Consider the following 20,994-nt stretch of genomic DNA (forward strand, 5'->3'; position numbering starts at 1 on the left):
GATGTCGGACTTATTAGTACACACCCCTATTAGCGTACTCAAAGGCATCGGTCCTGCCATGGCCGAAAAACTGGCCAAAGTCGGGATTGAAAACCTGCAAGATGTACTCTTTCACTTACCTTCGCGCTATCAAGATCGCACGCGCATCACCCCCATTGGTGCGTTACGCCCTGGACAAGATGCAGTGGTGGTGGGAACAGTGATGGCGGCTAATGTCGTCATGGGGAAGCGCCGCAGTTTATTGGTGCGTATTCAAGACGGCAGTGGCGGTCTATCCTTACGTTTTTTCCACTTCAGCATGGCGCAAAAAAATGCCTTAGAAAAAGGTGTTCAAGTGCGCTGTTATGGTGAAGTGCGACCAGGTGCAACCGGTTTAGAAATCTATCACCCTGAGTACCGCGTCCACCAGCCCGACGAAACACCGACGCTGCACAGCACACTCACAGCCATCTACCCCACGACCGAAGGCCTCACTCAACTGCGCTTACGCGCCCTATGCGAGCAAGCACTGAGTTACTTAAACCCACGCAGCCTGCCAGACTGGCTCCCTACTTCCATAACAGAAAAGTACCAGTTGGGTGCCTTAGAAAATGCCATTCGTTATTTGCATCAGCCACCGCCCGATGCTGACTTAGATGAATTAGACGCAGGGGTGCACTGGGCTCAACAGCGACTTGCTTTTGAAGAAATGCTCACCCATCAGCTGTCCATTCAACGGGTACGAGTCAGTCTGCGCCAGCAACGGGCACCACAATTACCGCCGGCAAAAAAACTGCCTCAATTGTTTTTAGCCAATCTGGGCTTCACCCCCACTGGCGCCCAACAAAGGGTCGGCCAAGAAATTGCTTACGATCTTGCTCAAGATGCACCTATGTTACGCCTTGTCCAAGGGGATGTAGGCGCGGGTAAAACCGTCGTTGCGGCCTTAGCTGCTTTGCAAGCGTTAGAAGCCGGTTATCAAGTGGCGCTCATGGCACCCACAGAAATTCTCGCCGAGCAACACTTCATGAACTTCAGTAAATGGTTACAGCCACTGGGTATAGAAGTAGCTTGGCTCGCGGGCAAGCTCAAAGGCAAAGCCCGCAACCAATCCTTAGAAAAAATTGCGGCTGGAGTCCCTATGGTGGTGGGCACCCATGCACTCTTTCAAGATGAAGTGCAATTTCAAAACCTTGCCCTCGCCATCATTGATGAACAGCACCGCTTTGGTGTGCAACAACGCTTAGCCTTACGCAATAAAGGCGTAGATGGCCTAACCAGCCCGCACCAGCTGATCATGACCGCCACCCCTATTCCGCGCACTTTAGCCATGAGCGCCTATGCGGATTTAGACACGTCAGTACTCGACGAATTACCGCCCGGCCGCACCCCAGTCAACACCTTAGTGCTCAGTAATAACCGTCGTCTTGAGGTGATTGAACGAGTGCGCGCAGCCTGCGCCGAAGGCCGGCAAGCTTACTGGGTGTGCACGCTGATTGAAGAATCTGAAGAGCTGACCTGCCAAGCGGCGCAAAGCACCTATGAAGATTTAACCTTAGCCCTAGCAGGACAAAACGTTGGCTTGATTCACGGCCGCATGAAACCAGCAGAAAAAGCGCAAGTCATGGACGCCTTTAAACAAGGCGAGTTGCAGTTGTTGGTGGCCACGACAGTGATTGAAGTCGGCGTTGATGTCCCCAACGCCAGCCTCATGATTATCGAAAACCCCGAGCGCTTAGGTTTAGCCCAACTGCACCAATTGCGTGGCCGCGTAGGTCGAGGCAGTGCCGCTAGCCATTGCGTGCTGCTCTACCATGCTCCTTTGTCGCAAATCGGTCGCGAACGTTTGGCCATTATGCGTGAAACCAACGATGGTTTTGTGATCGCCGAAAAAGACTTGGAGTTACGCGGCCCAGGGGAAATGCTTGGCACCCGACAAACCGGTTTGCTGCAGTTTAAAGTGGCTGACCTGATGCGCGATGCACCACTGCTACCCTCGGTGCGTGAAGCAGCCGCCGAGCTGTTGCGCGAGCACCCCAATCGTGTCAGCCCTTTGCTCGAACGTTGGCTCAAACATGGCCAACAATACGGCCAAGTTTATTGACATCCTCCCCGACCTAAAGGAGGAGGATTCCTACTGCTAGACGGCCATGCCCGGCCGCGATAATGACAGTATGCGCTCACACTGCAAAGACTTTAACAGCCTATAGGGGGGCAGCTTGCGCCGCCCTCGCTATCCATCCTCGCACTAAAAGTACGAGGCTTTTCGCGACTTTAATAGCGGCTTAAAAAAGCTAAGGTATGCTGCGCAGCCAACGCTGGGTCTTGCTGCATAAAACAATGCCCTCCGGGCACTTGCTCCAACTGCACCTGCTCATTTTTTTGCGCCCACAATTGCGCCGACTTCGGCACAAAAGGAAAACTGTGTGCGCCATACATAAACAAGGCAGGCGTTTGCACCCGGCGCAAGGATGACCACAAACGACTCGGTGCCGAAGCAAAGATCCGCGCTTCCAATTCTGGGGGACATTTCAACTCCACCCCACCTTCTGCGGCCGGGCGCAGAGCATAATCCACAAAAGACGCCAAAGCTTCTGGTGCCCAACCTTGAAAAGCCCCGCGTCCGGTCAAGGCTGCATAGGCTGCGGCACGATCGGGCCAATGCCGACGGCGTTTCAGTGTCTTTTTTGCCACTTGATTAATGGTCACACCCAGGCGATCAGCGGTGCGCATCAGTAACTGCAGACGCGGTGTATAAATCACCGGATCCAACAGCACTGCTGCACGAAATAAGTGTGGATGCTGAGCCATGATCAAACTGGTTAGCACCCCACCAAAACTGTGCCCTGCGGCATACACCGGCGCATCCGCAAAAATTGCACGCTGTGCGTTGAACACCTCCACCGCCAAAGCGGCATTGCGATTCCAGCCTAAAAACCGCTCGCCTAAATCACTGTCACCATGGCCCTGAATATCACACAACCACAGATCATAATCGGCACTCAACAACTCCAACAGCGGTGTATACACCCGCCCACAAAAACCATTGCCATGCAAAAAATGCAACACCGGCTTGCCCGATGGCACGCTATGCCAGCCACGTAAGGTCAACTGTGCCGATGTGGGTTGTGACCATTGTTGTAAATTCATGCTCAATGCGTCCTTTATTATTTGAAGTTTTACGTGATTCATGGTGACAAAGGGCCGAGGTTACAGTGCTGCTAGTTAACCAACCCGACACGCAGCAAGCTCAGCAGACAGCTGTTCCGCATCCTGTGGTTGAGCAAAAATCAGCTCTAAACGTGAATCCTTACGCCATTCGCTGTTTTGCCAATGAATGATCTGCCCCGCTACAGCATTACCGGACAACCAACCCGCGTTAGTGTGTAAAACACATTTAGCACGCTGCCACGCCATGCCATTGAGCCACATTTGTACCCGCATCAACTCAAAATGCTGTGTCGGGTGCCAACGCCAGCCAATGCTCCAAGCGGTACCTTGAGTATTCACCGAGCACAGGGGTTGCTGTGGATCCGTCCAAACAGCGCCTACAGGTGCGCTTTGCTGACCAAAACGATCTTCGACTGGAACACCGGCGCGCTGCTCATGGCCCGGTAACAATGCATAAGGCAGCTGGCCCTGACGGGTGCAATACACCGACACCGAAGCAAAAGCGGCTTGCCAATGCTTGGCGTGTTCAGCGCTACCTGTATCGCATTTATTCACCAGCAAAACGCCCGTCTGCGCCAGCAATTGGGGATCCACCTGCGCCACAGCCTCAGAAGCCGTCATTCGCTGCGCATCCACTACCACAACCGCTGGCTGCACGGCCAACACATCCAACCATGGTACATCGCGCAGCTGGTCCAACAGTTGTAACGGGTGCCCCAAGCCCGAAGGCTCAATAAACAAGCGATCCGGTCGAGCTTTACGTAATAACTGCACTAATCCCACCTGAAAAGGCACACCATTGACACAACACACACAGCCGCCCGCGACTTCGGTCAAACTCACACCTGCGTCACCTGTATCGAGCAAAGCACTGTCTAAACCAATATCTCCGAACTCATTGATCAACACTGCCCAACGTTCCGTGCTAGGTCGCTGCGCCATCAAATTGCGCAACACACTGGTTTTACCCGCACCGAGCGCACCACAAATCACATGGGTAGGAATATGCTGCAACATCACCCAGACCGCCTTAACAATGAATGAGAATGCGCTACCTTAACAAAACAGCCTTCAGGGGTCGCTATTTTTGGAGTGTTCCGTAACGGTAGCGAACCTGTATAAAGCAATAATATTGATATTAAATGCAGGTAATATTCATTAGATACCACTCAAAGGGCACCCTAACATAACCCCATTCAACTGCCATAGGATAAGCTGAGCCTTACCAGCTTTATCAGCGCAGACTCCATCAACCACACAGGAGGGTGGCGTTACTCGTGCAGCTGCCAATCACTCTCGCAGACTCGGGTCTAAGCGCTAAAACAATCATGAATACAACAACTCAAGAGCCCATCGCTTACAACTATAAAGTGGTCCGGCAATTCACTATCGCGACTCTAATCTGGGGCTTCTTAGGGATGAGTATGGGCGCGATTTTAGCGGCCCAGTTGGTCTGGCCCGAGCTCAACCTGAATCTGCCTTGGACCAGTTTTGGTCGTATCCGCCCCATCCATACCAACTTGGTGATTTTCGCCTTTGGTGGCTGTGCGCTGATCGCCACATCTTTCTTTATTGTGCAGCGCACCAGCTATGCGCGGCTGCCCTCAGACAGTGCTGCAAGCGTCTTCTTTTGGGCCTGGCAGGCCATGCTAGTAGCCACCGTCCTCAGCTATGCCTTGGGTTACACGACCAGTAAAGAATACGCAGAAATGGAGTGGCCCCTGGCCTTAGTGTTGACGGTACTGTGGCTGATTTACACTTGGCTGTTTTTTGGCACCATCATGCGCCGTAAAACCTCCCATATTTACGTTGCGAACTGGTTCTACGGTGCTTTTATTGTGGTCACCGCCATGGTGCACATCATCAACCATATCGCCATTCCAGTCAGTTTGATGAAGTCTTATCCAGTCTATGCCGGCGCTACCGATGCCATGGTGCAATGGTGGTTTGGTCATAGCGTGGTGGGCTTTATTTTATCGGTCGGTTTTCTGGGCATGATGTATTACTTTGTGCCAAAACAAGTGGGCCGTCCGATTTACTCTTACCGCCTGTCCATTGTGCACTTCTGGGCCATCATCTCGATCTACATTTGGGCCGGCCCACACCACTTGCACTACACTGCTTTACCGGACTGGGTACAAAGCTTAGGTATGGCCATGTCCGTGATCCTCTTAGCGCCCAGCTGGGGTGGGATGATCAACGGTATGATGACCTTATCTGGCGGTTGGCATAAATTACGGAACGATCCCATTCTGCGCTTCTTAGTGGTTTCACTGGCTTTCTACGGCATGTCGACTTTTGAAGGTCCTATGATGGCGATCAAAACTGTTAACGCCCTATCGCACTACACTGACTGGACCATTGGTCATGTGCATGCTGGTGCATTAGGCTGGGTCGCCATGATCAGTTTTGGTAGCCTGTATCACATGATCCCGCGCCTGTGGAACCATAAACAAATGTACAGCATTGGTTTAATTAACCTGCATTTCTGGTTGGCGACAGCAGGGACTGTGATCTATATTGCCGCCATGTGGGTCAATGGCATTACCCAAGGCTTAATGTGGCGCGCCATCAACACCGATGGCACTTTATCCTACTCCTTTGTGGAGGCATTACAGGCTTCACATGCCGGCTACATCGCACGTCTACTGGGTGGTTCGCTCTTTGTTCTAGGCGTGTTCATTATGCTGGTTAATACTTGGCTCACCTTGCGCCAAGCTGCACCTCAGTCTGCAGCTGTGACGCAACCTGCGGAGATTTAACAGATGTTTATACTCATGGGATTGCTGTGTATCGCTGCCTGTTATTGGTGTCTACGCCACATCAGTCAACTGGACATGGACCATGCAGCCATGCTGCCCTTTGCCGATGACCGTCCTGCGGCTAGGCGCGTAGAACAGGAAACAGGTCGCCCTTGTTTACCCGAACATTTAGCCGAGCAATGCGCTTTGCAGGCCTAGTATTCAACAGCTGACAACACACATTGCATCACTCACTAGCAACGGTACTTAAAGTGCCGTTGCTTTTTCCGTTTTTATCTAACCCTTGGACAATTGCCTGTGCGTGCATGGATTAAAGCCTTTACCCCACTGTCACTGAACATTCCTGCCAAGCAATGGTTACGCGCAGCAGCCGGCGCCTTTCTGGGCGTTCTGCTCTGTGTGTTCTGCACCCATTACTTGTTTGGTACGGACATTGCCTTCAGCTTGGTACCGCCACTGGGCGCCTCTGCGGTACTGCTATTTATCACCTCAGCGACACCTTTAGCCCACCCGTGGTCGATGCTGGCAGGTAACTTAATCTCTGCCAGTATTGGTGTGATCGCAGCCCTCTATATCAATGACCCAGTGGTACGTTCGGCCATCGTGGTGTGCAGCGCCATCACTTGCATGTTGTCATTACGCTGCCTGCACCCACCCAGCTGCGCCATTGCTTTAGCGGTCACTTTAGACCCCACCTTGCATGCGCTAGGTTTTGCGGTGCTCATTCCTGTGGCCAGCCAATCTTTGATTTTGCTGTGTTTAGCGATGATTTTTAACAACCTAACCGGCACACCTTACCCGCGCCCCATTGCTCCACCACAGGAAAGCGTGCGTGACACCGCAGACCCCGTCCCCAGTGCGCGTACCAGCTTTAACGAAGAAGACTTAGACAAAGCCTTAGAAGAGTTTGGCACCTATGTGGATGTGCGCCGTGAGGACTTAGAAGAATTACTGCGCTTGACTGAATCCCACACCTTCAAACGCCGCACCAACAACATCACGGCCGGCGCCATCATGTCACGGGATTTACGTACAGGGCAGCCCGATATGCTGATTGAAGAGGCTTGGACCCTGCTCAAAACATACCGCCTCAATGCTTTACCGGTGGTGGATCAATATCAGCGTTTAGTGGGTATTATCACCTTAGTGGATTTGCTCCACTATTTTGAATTGGAAGCCCCGAGCAGTCGCTTTCATCGCCTGCGTTACCTGCGCAATCGACGCCTAAAAGACATCATGACCAAAAACGTCATCACCGTGAGCTTCAATACCCCCTTAACCGAGCTGATCACCTTGCTCAGTGATAAAGGGTTGCACAACATGCCAGTGGTGGATGAAAAGCAGCAGTTGGCAGGCATTGTCACTCAGTCGGACTTGATTGCCGCACTGTACCGCAGCTGGTTGATCCGCTTTTAACAATGACCCAGCAGGATCCCCCGCCTCTAAGCGCTGCCCAGGCTGCGATCATGTGCATGCTAAGGGTGAACTCACCCTTGCCATGCGGCAGTAGTAAGGCCCAAGCTGAAACCTTGTCCTAGATGGTGATGACAGCGCCAGTATCAACATCCTCAAAGAAGGATTGCGCTACGGATTATCAGTTCTAGAACCCCCAGGGTGCGAGGGAATGAGCCGAATCAATTTGCATAACCTCTGCTGGGTGCAGCGCACTCCCCCAGTCTGTGCATCACTTAGGAACCCACTTCTAAAGGGGTGGGTAGTTTCTTAGAACAACTGATCTTGAGTTTGTCGCCAGTTCGAGTCGTTTTGCATTAGGTTTTTCAAAACAGTTAAAGCCTCCAGCAAAGCGGCGCTGGGCTGGTCACTGGCATACATCAAATACACCGGCCAAGAAAACTCAGGGGCATGCGCAACGCGCTGCAGCTGGCCTTCTGCCAGATGCGGCTCCACCACCCGCGTACGAAAATACCCTCGCCCGCCTTCTTGTAGCAAAGTGTGCAAGGCCAAAGGCCCCACATTACAACGCAAGGCACTGTGAGCGTATTCCGGTAACACGGCATCATGTTGCTGACGGAATAAAATCCCCCAATCCACATAAATATATGGTTCGGGCATCTTCACTGACTGCACCTGAACCAACTTCTCTTCGAGCAGTTGCTCCACCTGCAAGCCCGGCCAATAGTGTGGCTCATGCATCAGCACTGCATCCAACTCACCAGTTTCCAGTTTCTTCCGCAAGGTCTCCGCATCATGCACACTGGCGTGCACCGCATAATCACTGCGCTGCTGCGACAACTGGGTGAACCAATCTTTAAGCAAGGGATTCCACAAACTGGTTTCCGCGGCCAAACGCACCTGCACGCGCAGCTGCTCAGGGAAAGGCAAGGCCGCACGCGCTGCCTCCCAAGTTTGCAACAACTGATGGGCGTAACGCACAAACTGCTCACCATGCACAGTCAGACTGGCACCGGCACGGTTGCGGACAAATAACGGACACTGCAGCTGAGATTCCAGGTTTTTAATGCGTGCAGTCACCGTGGTTTGAGTGACACACAACTGCTCAGCAGCCGCAATAAAACTGCCACAGCGCACAATGGCTAAAAATGTTCGAGCCAGCTCAATATCCATTGCTACACCTCATGCTGATTGAATTCATCCATTGCATTGCGCTCTCGAAGCCAGCGCAACCACTGCAGCATACGCCAAACCCCCGTGGCTTGTATTCATGCGGTAATCCACCAAGCCTCTCAAGTATCCCCCTCATATCGGCTCACTCAAAGCTAGCCCAATCTCTACCTGTCCAAATGCTCAGCCTCGCACCTGTCGTTTTGCCCCGCAGCCCTCAGCTCAGATTTAAGGGCGGCCTATTGCTACGAGCTGGGCTACAATAGCATTTGCAAGATGACTCAAGCCCCAACTCGCCGATGGTGACACGAATCACACCGGAACCGGTCGAAGATCCAAGGGTCTAAAGGGTTAATACTTTACATTTACTCGCTCACAAAAACTTAACGGAGTTTCACAATGCGCAAATTGCTTCTATCAGCTGTATTAGTAGGCGCCAGCCTGGTCGGCCCTACTGTGTATGCGCAGGCGCCGGTTGAAGGTACGAATTACATTACTTTGAGCAGCCCTGTTCCCACTGCACAACCTGAAAAAGTCGAAGCTGCCGCCTTATTTTGGTACGGTTGCCCACACTGTTTCCAGTTAGAGCCCACCCTTAAGCAATGGTCAGCAACCCTGCCTGAAGATGTGAACTTTATTCGCGTACCCGCCATGTTTGGTGGTCTGTGGAACTTGCACGGTCAGCTCTACTACACCTTAGAAACCCTGCAAGCTGATCCCAAAGTGCACGACAGCATTTTCAACGCAATCCACAACGAGGGCCGCAAACTCAGCACCACCACTGAAATTGCCAACTTTGTTGCCAGCCAAGGCGTGGATAAAGAACAGTTCCTGAAAACTTGGGACTCCTTTAGCGTGAAAAGCAAAATGGAAAAAGCCAAGAAACAAGCGCTGGCCTATCAAGTCAGTGGCGTACCTGCCATGGTCATCAATGGCAAATACCGCTTTGACTTAGGCATGACCGGCGGTCTACAACAAACCGTCGATGTTGCCGATGCGCTGATCGAAAAAGAACGTCAAGCTGAATAGGATACCGCTGTGCTGATGCCCCGTCGCTTTAGCAAAGAACGATCAATTATCTTATGCGATGCCAACTACAATCGGCTGAGCCGTCCCGATGCGTTGCCCCGTGATGGGCAGCGCATCCGCCTGCTGAGCTTTAATATTCAAGTTGGCATCAGTACCAGTGCCTACCGGCACTATGTCACCCGCAGTTGGAAGCATTTACTGCCGCACCAAGAACGCTACCGTAATCTGGAAAAAATCGGCTTTTTACTGGGCGACTACGACATTGTTGCCTTACAAGAAGCCGACGGCGGCAGCTTACGCTCCGGCAATATCAACCAAGTACAACAGCTGGCACAGTTGGGTAATTTCCCCTACTGGTATCAGCAACGTAACCGTAACTTAGGGCCCTTTGCGCAACACAGTAATGGCCTACTCACCCGTGTGGCACCCCAACACCTTGAAGATCACCCACTGCCTGGGCCGGCCGGACGCGGGGCGATTTTGGCCAAGTTTGGCGAAGGTGACAATGCCATTGCTGTGGTGTCGATGCACTTAGCCCTTGGCACCCGCGCACGTAACTTACAACTGGGTTACATCCGTGAAATTGTCAGTGACTACAAACACATTGTGCTCATGGGCGATATGAACACCCATGCAGAAAACCTGCTGATTAACTCCCCTTTGAGCAGTATGGACTTACGCGCACCCCAAATTTGCGCCACCTTCCCCAGTTGGAAGCCCCAGCGTTGTTTAGATCATATTTTGATCAGCCCTGAGTTGGGCATTGAAAACATGTCGGTGCTGCCATTTTCAGTGTCCGACCATTTACCTGTGGCCATGGATATTATTCTGCCTGAACCGCTTGCCCTGCCTAACGAGCAGAGCACAACACAAGCTTAAACCCAACTCTGGCTTCAGGTCGCGGCAACAGCGGCACTCAATGCAGCGCAACAGCCCCTGAGCCAAGGAGCGAAATGCCGCACAGCATTGCCCATGACAATCGATTGACTATTCTTTAACCATACGCTGATGAGATCGCACGCTGAACTATTATTCACGTAAACTAGAGTGCATCATTAGCCACTTACATTTTTATTGGAGCACTATCATGCAGGTTCGTGTTGGCGTTGTAATGGATCCGATTGAGGATATTGCATTTAAGAAAGACAGCTCGCTGGCCATGCTATTGGCTGCCCAAGCACGGGGCTGGACCTTGTTTTACATGGAACAGCAAGACCTTTACCAAGAGGCCGGCGAAGCCCGCGCACGCATGCGTCCACTAAAAGTATTCAATGATCCAGACTCTTGGTTTGAGCTTGAAGCCGAAATCGACGCACCATTGTCCGACCTCAACGTCATTTTGATGCGTAAAGATCCGCCTTTCGATAACGAATTCCTCTACAGCACCTACCTGCTCGAACAGGCTGAAACAGCCGGCACCCTAGTGGTGAACCGCCCGCAAAGCCTGCGCGATTGCAATGAAAAACTGTTCGCCACCCTATTCCCACAGTGCACACCCGCCACAGTAGTCAGCCGCCGGGCCGATGTATTGCGTGCCTTTGCTGAAAAGCACAGCGACGTGATTCTAAAACCTTTAGACGGCATGGGCGGCTCCTCAATTTTCCGTCACATGAAGGGCGACCCGAACCTGTCAGTGATTTTAGAAACCCTGACCGCCCACGGCACACAGCAAATCATGGCGCAAAAATACTTGCCAGCCATTAAAGACGGTGACAAGCGCATTCTGATGATCAATGGCGAGCCGATTCCATACAGCTTGGCGCGCATTCCCGCAGCCGGCGAAACCCGTGGTAACTTGGCCGCTGGTGGTCGTGGTGTGGCGCAACCGCTCACCGATAAAGACCGTTGGATTGCTGAACAAGTGGGCCCTGAGCTGCGCAAGCGTGGCTTATTGTTTGTTGGCTTAGATGTGATTGGTGAACACCTCACCGAAATCAACGTTACCAGCCCAACCTGTATCCGTGAAATTGATGACGCCTTTGACACTAAAATTGGCGAACAACTGATGGATGCCATTGCTGAACAGCTGGCTCAACGCGCTTAAGCACAACCTGCACCGCTTGGACGGCTGTCTTTGTCAGCCTGTACAAGTGGTGCACCTGTCAGTCCCGTTGCCGAGTGCCCTATGACATTCTCTGCCGATAACCCTTTTGCCCAACCTAAAACGACGCCAAGCCATGCCAAGCGCTTAGCAGTAGCCCTCGTGGTAGCGGCATTGGCGCACTTGGCAGTGATTGTGCAGTTTAATGCTTCACCCAAGCCCCAACCTCAACCTAGCACTCAACTGGATGTCACCTTGGTCAGCTTTAGCGCTGGCCAAAACACCACAGATCCCGATGCACCGGCACTGGATTCGCCCAGCACACAGACTGCAACACCTGCACTAGAGGCTGCTCAACCTACTGCCCCTAGCACTGCGCCTGAGCCCAGCCCTGCTGCGCCATCTCAGCCCAAAGCCGAGCCCGCCGAGCCCAGCAAGCCTGCGGCTGCAGTCGTAGCGCCACACACTCAAACAACGCCTGCGGCGCCCAAACCCACGCCTCAAGCTGCACAGGCAACACCACCTCAACCACAACCCAAACCCCAAGCCGTGGTTCAGCCCAAGGCGGCACAACCGGTGGCCAAAGCACAACCCACGCCTCGGCCCAGCACTCAGCGGGCCACACAACCTACACCCCCTGCCAAGCCAGCAGCGCCTCAGGCCCCCGCCACTGCAACCGGCACTCAACCCCTGTCGTTCAGCCGTGACCAGCTGTCCGCCAGCTTGGCCAAGATCCAAAGCCGTCAGTCGCTCAATGCACCCCACTCGCGCATCAGCCGTCATCAACGATCCACCGATCAACGTGATATCAGCTACTGGTACCGCGACGCCTGGCGTAAAAAAGTGGAGCGCATTGGTAACCTGAACTACCCTGACGCCGCCCGCCGCCAAGGCCTGTACGGACGTTTGCGCGTCCGGGTGCTGATCAACCGCGACGGCTCACTGCAGCAGGCACAGATTGTGCAATCCTCTGGGCACGCCATCTTGGATCAAGGCGCACTCAATATCATCCGCATGTCGGCCCCTTACGCGCCTTTTAGCAATGAACTGGCGGCCAAATACGATCAAATCGAAATCATCCGTAACTGGTATTTCAACCGTGGCGACCGCCTGTCCAGTCAGTAACAGGCGCCCAGGCTAGCGCAGGAGCAGAAAACACAAGCCCGTTAAAACGATCGCTAGTAGGTTTGAGCACCTAAAAAAGCACCAACACTGGCGTGAAACTGATAAACCCGTCAATAATCTGCGATACTATTTAGGCTCCTTTTGAGCAGTCTCTTTATTCGCTTATTGGACATACTATGACATCTAACTTTTTATCCCTTGTTGGACACTTTCTGATTGCCATGCCCACACTCACCGACCCTTTTTTCAAAGACTCAGTGGTGTACATCTTGGCCCATGATGCAGAAGGTGCGCTGGGGTTAACGGTTAACTTGCCTAGCGGCTTAAAACTCTCGGATGTGTATGAGCAATTGCAGCCAGACAAAGGACCACTGGACCCAGCCCATGATCAAGCGATTTTCATTGGTGGCCCCGTACAACCCCACGTCGGTTTTGTCCTGCACGAAGCCAAACACAACTATGCCGGCACCACCGCCTTTGGCGAGTTGGCCTTAACAGCCTCACAAGATGCCATCTTAGCGTTGGCCGAAGGCACCGGCCCCAACCCCAGCCTCCTCACCTTAGGTCATGCAGGTTGGAGCGCGGGCCAGTTGGAAAACGAGCTGCGTGAAAATGCCTGGCTGTCGTGCAAAGCCGATCCAAAGATTATTTTCTCCACCCCAGTGGAAGAGCGCCGCAGTGCGGCAGCCGCTTTATTGGGTGTTGATCTCGACCGTTTAAGCCACCACGTAGGTCATGCATGAGTGATAAACACGCCACACCCCAATTACTTTTAGGTTTTGATTACGGCACCAAGCAAATAGGGGTTGCCGTTGGGCAAATGGTCACTCAAAATGCCCGCGAATTATGTAATCTCAAAGCGCGCGATGGCATTCCCAACTGGGATGAAATTGAAGCTTTAATAAAAGAGTGGCAGCCCGACGCACTTGTTGTAGGATTGCCACTCAATATGGACGGCACGCCCAGCGATATGTGTGTGCGTGCGGAAAAATTTGCGCGCCGCTTAAACGGCCGTTTTAACTTACCTGTCCACACCCATGATGAACGCTTGACCACCTTTGAAGCCAAAGGCCAGCGTCTCTCACAAGGACAACAACGAGGCAGCTATAGAGAGCAACCTGTTGACGCCCTCGCAGCCGCTTTATTACTGCAAGGCTGGCTGGAGCAACACAGCACCAGCCGCTCTTGATGCTTGGAGTTTAGTGCAATGAACTTACCCGATACAGCTGTATTGATTCCACAAATAGCCCGTGAGCTAGAAGCTCACTTAAAGGCACAAAACATTGATGACCCGCGTTTTGTTGGTATCCATACCGGCGGTGTCTGGGTGGCCAATGAACTCCTCAAAGAGCTGGGCAGCGAAGAGCCGTTGGGCATTCTCAATGTCTCTTTTTACCGCGATGACTTCAGCCGCCGCGGCTTGCACCCACAAGTGCGCCCATCACAACTGCCATTTGATATCGAAAACCAACACTTGGTACTCATTGACGACGTACTCATGAGTGGCCGCACCATTCGCGCCGCCCTCAACGAAATTTTCGACTATGGCCGTCCTGCCAGTGTCACCTTAGTGTGCCTGCTGGACTTAAACGCCCGCGAACTACCGATCCGTCCGGACATTGTCGGTGAAACGCTTTCACTTGAACGAAATCAGCGGGTAAAATTAACCGGACCCGAACCGTTGGCCATCCAACTGCAAACCATCGACCACCTATAGAGTACCTACGCAATGACGCCTCCCTCACTAACGTGCCCGTTGCAGCTGAACGACCATGGTCGTTTGCGCCACTTCCTTTCTCTCGACGGCCTGCCTCGCAGCATGCTGACCGAAATTTTAGATACCGCCGACTCTTTTCTTGAAGTCGGCGCACGTGCGGTGAAAAAAGTTCCTTTAATGCGCGGTATGACCGTCTGCAACGTGTTCTTTGAAAACTCCACCCGCACCCGTACCACCTTTGAGCTGGCGGCCAAGCGTCTGTCAGCGGACGTCATCAGCTTGGACGTCACCACCTCATCCACCAGCAAAGGTGAAACCCTCACCGACACCTTGCGCACCCTTGAAGCCATGGCCGCCGACATGTTTGTTGTGCGCCACTCAGACTCAGGTGCAGCGCACTTTATCGCCGAACACGTCAGCCCAAACGTTGCCGTGATCAACGGCGGTGATGGCCGTCATGCACACCCCACCCAAGGCATGCTGGATATGTTGGCGATTCGTCGACACAAAGGCGATGTGGAAAACCTGAAAGTTGCCATCGTCGGTGACATTTTGCACTCACGTGTAGCCCGCTCCAACATGCTGGCACTGAAAACCCTCGGTTGCCCAGACATCCGCGTGATTGCTCCAAAAACCCTGCTGCCAATCGGCATTGAACAATATGGCGTGAACGTTTACACCGACATCAACGAAGGTTTAAAAGGTGTAGATGTGATCATCATGCTGCGCCTGCAACGCGAGCGCATGCAAGGTGGCCTGCTGCCGAGCCAAGGTGAGTTCTACCGCTTGTACGGTCTCACCGAACAACGCCTCGCCCTGGCCCACCCTGAAGCCATCGTCCTGCACCCTGGCCCGGTCAACCGTGGTGTAGAAATTGACTCCGCTGTTGCTGACTGTGATCGCTCCGTGATCCTTAACCAAGTCACCTACGGTATTGCCATTCGTATGGCAGTTTTGTCCATGACCATGAGCGGTCAAAACGAACAACGCGCACTAGATGCAGAAAAGCAGGAGTCACGTTAATGCACATTCAGATTCACGGTGCCCGCTTAATTGATCCTGCCAGCAAAACGGATCAACAAGCCGATATTTTCATTCGCAGCGGTAAAATCATCGCCATTGGCGAAGCCCCACGCGACTTTGTCGCCGACCATATGATTGATGGTAACGGCCTGATTGCAGCCCCAGGCTTGGTCGACGTTGCAGCCTCGCTACGTGAACCGGGCTACAGCCGCAAAGGCACCATTGCCAGCGAAACCCGCGCTGCAGCGGCCGGTGGTATCACCAGCTTATGCTGCACCCCGCACACCAAGCCGATTCTTGACACCCCAGCGGTGGTGGAATTGATCTTGGATAAAGCCCGTGATGAAGGCTCCACCAAAGTGTTTCCTTTAGGTGCCTTCAGTCAGGGTTTAGAAGGCGAGCAATTGGCAGAAATCTTCACGCTACACAAAGCCGGCTGCGTTGCCTTCAGCAATGGTTTGGTGCAGTTTAAGAACAACCGCGTTTTACGCCGCGCCATGGAATATGCCGCCACCTTTGATTTAACCGTGGTATTGAAATCACAAGATTCTGATCTGGCCGAATGCGGTATCGCCCATGAAGGCCCAGTGGCCAACTTCCGTGGTTTAGCGGGCATTCCAGAAACCGCCGAAACTGTAGCTCTGGCTCGTGACTTACTCTTAGTTGAGCAAAGCGGTGTGCGTGCCCACTTCAGTCAAATCACCACAGCACGCGGTGCTCAACTGATTGCAAAAGCACAAGCACGCGGCCTGCCAGTGACCGCTGACGTGGCCATGTATCAATTGATCCTCACCGATGAAGGCCTCGCGGATTTCTCTAGCCTCTACCACGTGCAGCCACCGATTCGTTCCTATGAAGATCGACAAGGCCTGCGCGAAGCGGTGAAAAGCGGTGTGATCAGTGCCATTGCCAGCCATCACCAGCCGCACGAAGACGATGCCAAATTGGACCCTTTTGCTGCCACCGAGCCCGGCATCAGCAGCATTGAACTCTTGTTACCACTGGCGTTAAGCCTCGTGGAAGAAGGCGTGTTTGATCTGCCGACTGCTCTAGAACGCCTCACCTGCGGTCCAGCCAAAGCCCTTGGCTTAAAGGCCGGCACCTTGGCCGTCGGCACCGATGCCGACATCGTACTCTTTGACCCTAAAGGGCAAACAGTCGTCGGGGAAAGCTGGCAGTCCAAAGGCAGCAACTGCCCCTTCATGGGTCACGTGCTCCCTGGCGCGGTACGCTACACCATCCTCAACGGTCGCATCACCCATAAAAACGTCTAAACCGTCCCGACCTACAGCGCCCCTGTAGGTCGGTCATTTTTGGCGAACAGGTGCCTCCTGAATCCGGCACCTAGCAGCCGACCAAAACGCCCCATCAACAGCCCACTCAACCAACAGCTCGTAAACACACCACCGGCCAAGCCCTGCCCTTGTTCGCTAAAATGGTTCGCTAAAAAGCCGCTCAACATGGCTCAGCAACAACGCCCGCAACAAAAAACACAAAAACATGTATAAATCGTCCGATAAAGTCTTCTAAAATAAAATCCATCCGGATATTAAGCATCCAAACTTACAGCCTGACCTGCTAAGGTCATAGCTCGAACCACAGCAGCAGCCAAATAAAAGCTGTTAACCTCAGAATCCACGCAGCGCGTTCAGCGCCACCTTGCTGATGCGTTATCGCTCATCCACAGGAGGACTGCCATGTGCGGAATTGTTGGTGCCATCGCAGAACGTAACGTCAGTGCAATTTTACTTGAAGGCCTCAAACGCCTTGAATACCGCGGCTATGACAGCGCTGGAATGGCCGTTTATTCACCGCAACAACAGCTGCAACGGGTGCGTCGCCTTGGTAAAGTGGCGGAGTTGGAAGCAGCCCTCAAAGCGCAACCACTGCCAGGCACCTTAGGCATCGCCCACACGCGTTGGGCCACCCATGGCGCACCCAGCGAAGCCAATGCCCACCCACACTTTTCCAATCAAGAAATCGCTGTGGTGCACAACGGCATCATTGAAAACCACCAGAGCCTGCGCGGCACATTGCAAGCCGAGGGTTATACCTTCACGTCGCAAACCGACACTGAAACCATTGTCCACCTGCTGCATCACCTGCAAAAATCCCAACCCGACCTGCTCGAAGCACTGCGTATCGCCGTAGGCCAACTGCATGGCGCTTACGGCTTGGCGCTGATCAGCAGCAAAGAACCTGAGCGCATCTTAGCCGCCCGCAGTGGCAGTCCTTTGGTTGTAGGATTAGGCATTGGAGAAAACTTTTTAGCCTCAGACCCACTGGCCCTGCGCCAAGTAACGGACCGTTTTATCTACCTTGAAGAAGGCGACATTGCCGTCATCGAGCGCCAGCGCGTACAGATTTGGGATGCGCATAATAATCCTGTTGAACGCCCTGTCGTGCTCTATAACGAACCGGCTGAAAGCTCGGAAAAAGGCAGCTACCGCCACTTCATGCTCAAAGAAATTGATGAGCAGCCACAAGCAGTTCAACGCACCTTAGCCGACCGTTTAGCCGCAGATCATGTGCTGCCCGAAGCCTTCGGGGCAGAGGCCAGCGCGCTGTTTAAACAGGTTAAAAACATTCAAATTGTGGCCTGCGGCACCAGCTATCACGCCGGTATGGTGGCCCGTTACTGGATCGAAAGCCTGACCAACACCCCTTGCCAAGTGGAAGTGGCCAGCGAATTTCGCTATCGCCATGTAGCAGTGCAGCCCGGCACCTTATTTGTCAGCATTTCTCAGTCCGGTGAAACCGCCGACACCCTCGCGGCCCTCAGGCACAGTAAAGACAACAACTACCTCGGCAGCTTAGCCATTTGTAATGTCGGCACCAGCTCACTGGTACGCGAGTCTGACCTCGTCTTACTGACCCGCGCAGGCCCCGAAATTGGCGTGGCGTCCACCAAAGCTTTCACCACTCAGTTGGTGGGTTTATTACTGCTCACCTTAGCCCTTGGCCGTGCGCAAAACAGCCTCGATACCGAACAAGAAAGCAGCATCATTGCAGCCCTGCGCAACCTGCCAAAAATCCTCAACGATACCTTGGCCCTCAGCACCAGCATCGAGCAACTTGCCCAATGCTTTGCGGAAAAACACCATGCTCTGTTTTTAGGCCGTGGCGAACAATACCCAGTGGCGTTAGAAGGTGCGCTGAAACTGAAGGAAATTTCCTATATCCATGCTGAGGCCTATCCAGCCGGCGAGCTCAAGCACGGCCCATTGGCGCTCGTCGACAGTGAAATGCCGGTGATTGCCGTTGCACCCAATAACGATTTATTGGAAAAACTCAAATCCAACCTGCAAGAGGTCAGCGCCCGTGGTGGACAGTTGTTTGTCTTTGCCGACAGCAGCGTGCCATTCATTGAAGATACACAAACCCGCGTGATCAAAGTACCCAGTATCCACCCTACTTTGGCACCCATCCTCTACACCGTGGTGTTACAACTGTTGTCCTACCACGTCGCCGTGTTAAAAGGCACCGACGTCGACCAACCCCGTAACTTAGCAAAATCAGTTACGGTGGAATAAAACCGGTGGTGGCTCTGAGTGGATCTGTAGTTTGATAATAAAGTTGGTCACTCAACAATACAGTGATTCACTCAACCACCAACCGTTTGCTGTGCTGTTAACGCAGTTGTTGCATGATTTGTGCGGTGTGTGCTTCGTTTTGAGTGGCCATGAGTAAGGTACCACTGGTGACAGGCTCGTCGATTTTAGCAACACTGACCAGTTGGTTACGGGCGCTGAATAAGAAGAACTTACCCACAGACTTTTTCGTCAGCTCTGCCAGTTTTTTCTTACCGGCTTCTGTCATTTCAAACAGCAAGAATGTTTGCCCATCTTCGGCCTGGACTGGAGCCACGCTGACCATATCAGCTTGGGTCAGTACAGGCTGCGGTGCAGCGTAGAGTTTAGTGTTTTCACCTAGATCCAAAGTTAACAGCTCAGGGTTTGCTTCCTGCTGCGCCAAGTGAACAGTAAACACATTCTGTGTGGCTTGTTGACTCGCCTGCTCTGCAGTCTGAGCCGGTGTAGGTGTTGCTGCAGCTTGCTGCTCCCCAGTGGTTTGACAACCTGCAATCAAGGCTAAACCTAGGGCTAAACCAGCAAGTTTAAATGGCATCTTAGTCAACATATCCTCTCCCTATACGACACAACACAATCGCTCTGCCGTTCATGATTTTTAAAACTATGACGTGCACAGCATAGACCTAATCTCAGGCAGCGAACAAGGGCATGAGTTCAATATCATCAGCACTCACACCTACATTATTTTTCGCGCTACGAAGCCGGCACCGGACCGATCATTTACACATGGCACATAATAACACTTGTATCACAGTACAAACTGTGTGCTTATAGACGCATTGCCCACCACCCTCAGCTGCTGCACACAACCGCAGCTGACTCACAGTTCAGCACCCCCGTACACCTGCTATACCTCATACAATGCTCTACCCAACACGGAGAGACAGGATGCAGCCTACGTTAAAAATCAGGTCTATTGCTAAACGCACCATCCATGCAGCGGTCGAGGCGCGCTACCACGCCATGCACAAAAAACATGCACAGCAAGTGCTGCATAACATTGAGCTCGACCAAGGCAAACTGCCGCCAAGTCTCAAAGCACAATGCGACCACTATGCACAACAACGGCTTGGGCATCGCAAATATGCGCCATGGCTGTACGTCTATGCGGCCATGCAAGGCACCTTTAAAGACGGCTGGCTGCCATGCAATTATTACGGCCATGCCATTGTGCGCGATATTGATCAAGGCTACGGCACAATCAGCGATCTGAAACCCTTAACCAACCGACTGCTACTCAGCAACCAACTGCCCGACCTGCTCTATGTCAACAACGGTTATTTAATCGAACCGAATAACTATCACATCGTCTCCAACGCACGCGCCACACAACTGTTATTTGACGAAAACAGCCAAGTGATTTTTAAACCCAATGCCTCCATCCAAGGCAAGGGCGTGCGCCTCTACAGCCAAGCACAATGGGCGCAAGCACGGCCGGTGAGCAATGGAGTGGTGCAAAAAATCATTCAGCAACATGATTTTTTTGATGCACTGTTTCCACACCCTGGCGCCACCCTACGCATCACCACCGGCTTAGATGCCACGGGGCAAGCCAGTGTACGCGCCGCCTATTTAAGACTGGGCCGAAGCCAACACAACAGCGCCACTCACGTACAAAGCAACAGCGCCGTGCGCATTGCCGTAGACCTGCACAGCGGCGCCCTCGCCAACACAGGTTACTTAGCCAACTGGCGCAGCTGCGAACGCCACCCCGACAGCCACGCAGGCTTTCAGGGCCAAGTGATTCCTGTATTTGCCCAAGCCTGCCGCACCGTTGAGCAACTGCACAACCGTTACCCCTTTGTCTTAACCATCGGCTGGGACGTGAGCATTAATCAGCAAGCACAGGTGGAAATTATGGAGTGGAACACCGCACACAACGACATTAAATTCAGCGAAGCCAGCCAAGGCCCCTGCTTTAAAGACATTCTGGACTTGAGCCTGCAACGGCCTTAGAGCAAGGCTCGAGAA

General features: G+C 52.9%; 19 protein-coding genes. 15 read left to right on the top strand and 4 right to left on the bottom strand.

Annotated features, from left to right (window positions below; all coding sequences use genetic code 11):
* Window position 1 precedes the first annotated feature (1 nt).
* Entirely contained in the window at window positions 2–2,083 is a 2,082-nt protein-coding gene (gene recG, locus TOI97_RS07295; RefSeq protein WP_321553466.1) for an ATP-dependent DNA helicase RecG, read from the top strand.
* 170 nt (window positions 2,084–2,253) lie between these two features.
* Here recG and TOI97_RS07300 read toward each other — a convergent pair whose 3' ends face one another.
* The gene (locus TOI97_RS07300) at window positions 2,254–3,129 is read right to left on the bottom strand and encodes an alpha/beta fold hydrolase (RefSeq protein WP_321553467.1); all 876 of its coding nucleotides are present in this window, start codon (window positions 3,127–3,129) and stop codon (window positions 2,254–2,256) included.
* A 75-nt stretch (window positions 3,130–3,204) separates the two neighbouring features.
* A complete protein-coding gene (locus TOI97_RS07305) occupies window positions 3,205–4,167 on the bottom strand; it encodes a CobW family GTP-binding protein (RefSeq protein WP_321553468.1) in 963 nt (320 codons plus the stop codon).
* A gap of 311 nt (window positions 4,168–4,478) precedes the next feature.
* On the opposite strand from TOI97_RS07305, the gene ccoN reads away from it, so the two are divergent.
* The 3 genes from ccoN (at window position 4,479) to TOI97_RS07320 (ending at window position 7,328) form a co-directional block, all read left to right on the top strand.
* Window positions 4,479–5,912 (top strand): cytochrome-c oxidase, cbb3-type subunit I, encoded by a 1,434-nt coding sequence (ccoN, locus tag TOI97_RS07310; protein WP_321553469.1) that lies wholly within the window; start codon window positions 4,479–4,481, stop codon window positions 5,910–5,912.
* A 3-nt stretch (window positions 5,913–5,915) separates the two neighbouring features.
* Window positions 5,916–6,110, top strand: a complete 195-nt coding sequence (locus tag TOI97_RS07315) for a hypothetical protein (RefSeq protein WP_321553470.1) — start codon at window positions 5,916–5,918, stop codon at window positions 6,108–6,110.
* Window positions 6,111–6,209: 99 nt separating this feature from the next.
* Window positions 6,210–7,328: an HPP family protein gene (locus tag TOI97_RS07320; protein ID WP_321553471.1), complete on the top strand. Its 1,119-nt coding sequence runs from the start codon at window positions 6,210–6,212 to the stop codon at window positions 7,326–7,328.
* Window positions 7,329–7,634: 306 nt separating this feature from the next.
* Here the strand turns inward: TOI97_RS07320 and TOI97_RS07325 are convergent, their stop codons facing one another.
* On the bottom strand, window positions 7,635–8,498 hold the full coding sequence (locus TOI97_RS07325; protein ID WP_321553472.1) for a LysR family transcriptional regulator: 864 nt from the start codon (window positions 8,496–8,498) through the stop codon (window positions 7,635–7,637).
* A 396-nt stretch (window positions 8,499–8,894) separates the two neighbouring features.
* On the opposite strand from TOI97_RS07325, the gene TOI97_RS07330 reads away from it, so the two are divergent.
* The 10 genes from TOI97_RS07330 (at window position 8,895) to glmS (ending at window position 18,963) form a co-directional block, all read left to right on the top strand.
* Window positions 8,895–9,524, top strand: coding sequence for a thiol:disulfide interchange protein DsbA/DsbL (locus tag TOI97_RS07330; protein ID WP_321553473.1), 630 nt, complete (start codon window positions 8,895–8,897; stop codon window positions 9,522–9,524).
* Between the two features lie 15 nt (window positions 9,525–9,539).
* Window positions 9,540–10,403 carry an endonuclease/exonuclease/phosphatase family protein gene (locus TOI97_RS07335; protein WP_407651335.1) on the top strand — a complete coding sequence of 288 codons (864 nt, stop codon included), beginning with the start codon at window positions 9,540–9,542 and terminating at the stop codon, window positions 10,401–10,403.
* Between the two features lie 208 nt (window positions 10,404–10,611).
* Complete coding sequence (gene gshB / locus TOI97_RS07340) at window positions 10,612–11,568, top strand: glutathione synthase (protein ID WP_321553475.1); 957 nt, start codon at window positions 10,612–10,614, stop codon at window positions 11,566–11,568.
* 30 nt (window positions 11,569–11,598) lie between these two features.
* The gene (locus TOI97_RS07345; RefSeq protein WP_321553476.1) at window positions 11,599–12,690 is read left to right on the top strand and encodes an energy transducer TonB; all 1,092 of its coding nucleotides are present in this window, start codon (window positions 11,599–11,601) and stop codon (window positions 12,688–12,690) included.
* Between the two features lie 176 nt (window positions 12,691–12,866).
* On the top strand, window positions 12,867–13,433 hold the full coding sequence (locus TOI97_RS07350; protein WP_321553477.1) for a YqgE/AlgH family protein: 567 nt from the start codon (window positions 12,867–12,869) through the stop codon (window positions 13,431–13,433).
* Window positions 13,430–13,879, top strand: a complete 450-nt coding sequence (gene ruvX / locus TOI97_RS07355) for a Holliday junction resolvase RuvX (protein ID WP_321553478.1) — start codon at window positions 13,430–13,432, stop codon at window positions 13,877–13,879. The genes TOI97_RS07350 and ruvX overlap by 4 nt, the downstream gene beginning before the upstream one ends.
* Before the next feature lie 18 nt (window positions 13,880–13,897).
* Window positions 13,898–14,407, top strand: a complete 510-nt coding sequence (pyrR, locus tag TOI97_RS07360) for a bifunctional pyr operon transcriptional regulator/uracil phosphoribosyltransferase PyrR (RefSeq protein ID WP_321553479.1) — start codon at window positions 13,898–13,900, stop codon at window positions 14,405–14,407.
* Window positions 14,408–14,419: 12 nt separating this feature from the next.
* Window positions 14,420–15,430: an aspartate carbamoyltransferase catalytic subunit gene (locus TOI97_RS07365; protein ID WP_321553480.1), complete on the top strand. Its 1,011-nt coding sequence runs from the start codon at window positions 14,420–14,422 to the stop codon at window positions 15,428–15,430.
* Window positions 15,430–16,704, top strand: a complete 1,275-nt coding sequence (locus TOI97_RS07370; protein WP_321553481.1) for a dihydroorotase — start codon at window positions 15,430–15,432, stop codon at window positions 16,702–16,704. Before TOI97_RS07365 ends, TOI97_RS07370 begins: the two co-directional genes overlap by 1 nt.
* A 423-nt stretch (window positions 16,705–17,127) precedes the next feature.
* On the top strand, window positions 17,128–18,963 hold the full coding sequence (glmS, locus tag TOI97_RS07375) for a glutamine--fructose-6-phosphate transaminase (isomerizing) (RefSeq protein ID WP_321553482.1): 1,836 nt from the start codon (window positions 17,128–17,130) through the stop codon (window positions 18,961–18,963).
* Window positions 18,964–19,060: 97 nt separating this feature from the next.
* Here the strand turns inward: glmS and TOI97_RS07380 are convergent, their stop codons facing one another.
* Window positions 19,061–19,570 (bottom strand): SecDF P1 head subdomain-containing protein, encoded by a 510-nt coding sequence (locus TOI97_RS07380; RefSeq protein ID WP_321553483.1) that lies wholly within the window; start codon window positions 19,568–19,570, stop codon window positions 19,061–19,063.
* A gap of 341 nt (window positions 19,571–19,911) precedes the next feature.
* On the opposite strand from TOI97_RS07380, the gene TOI97_RS07385 reads away from it, so the two are divergent.
* Entirely contained in the window at window positions 19,912–20,979 is a 1,068-nt protein-coding gene (locus TOI97_RS07385) for a sugar-transfer associated ATP-grasp domain-containing protein (RefSeq protein WP_321553484.1), read from the top strand.
* Window positions 20,980–20,994: the final 15 nt, after the last annotated feature.

Source organism: Denitrificimonas halotolerans, from assembly GCF_034259425.1.
GTDB lineage: Bacteria > Pseudomonadota > Gammaproteobacteria > Pseudomonadales > Pseudomonadaceae > Denitrificimonas > Denitrificimonas halotolerans.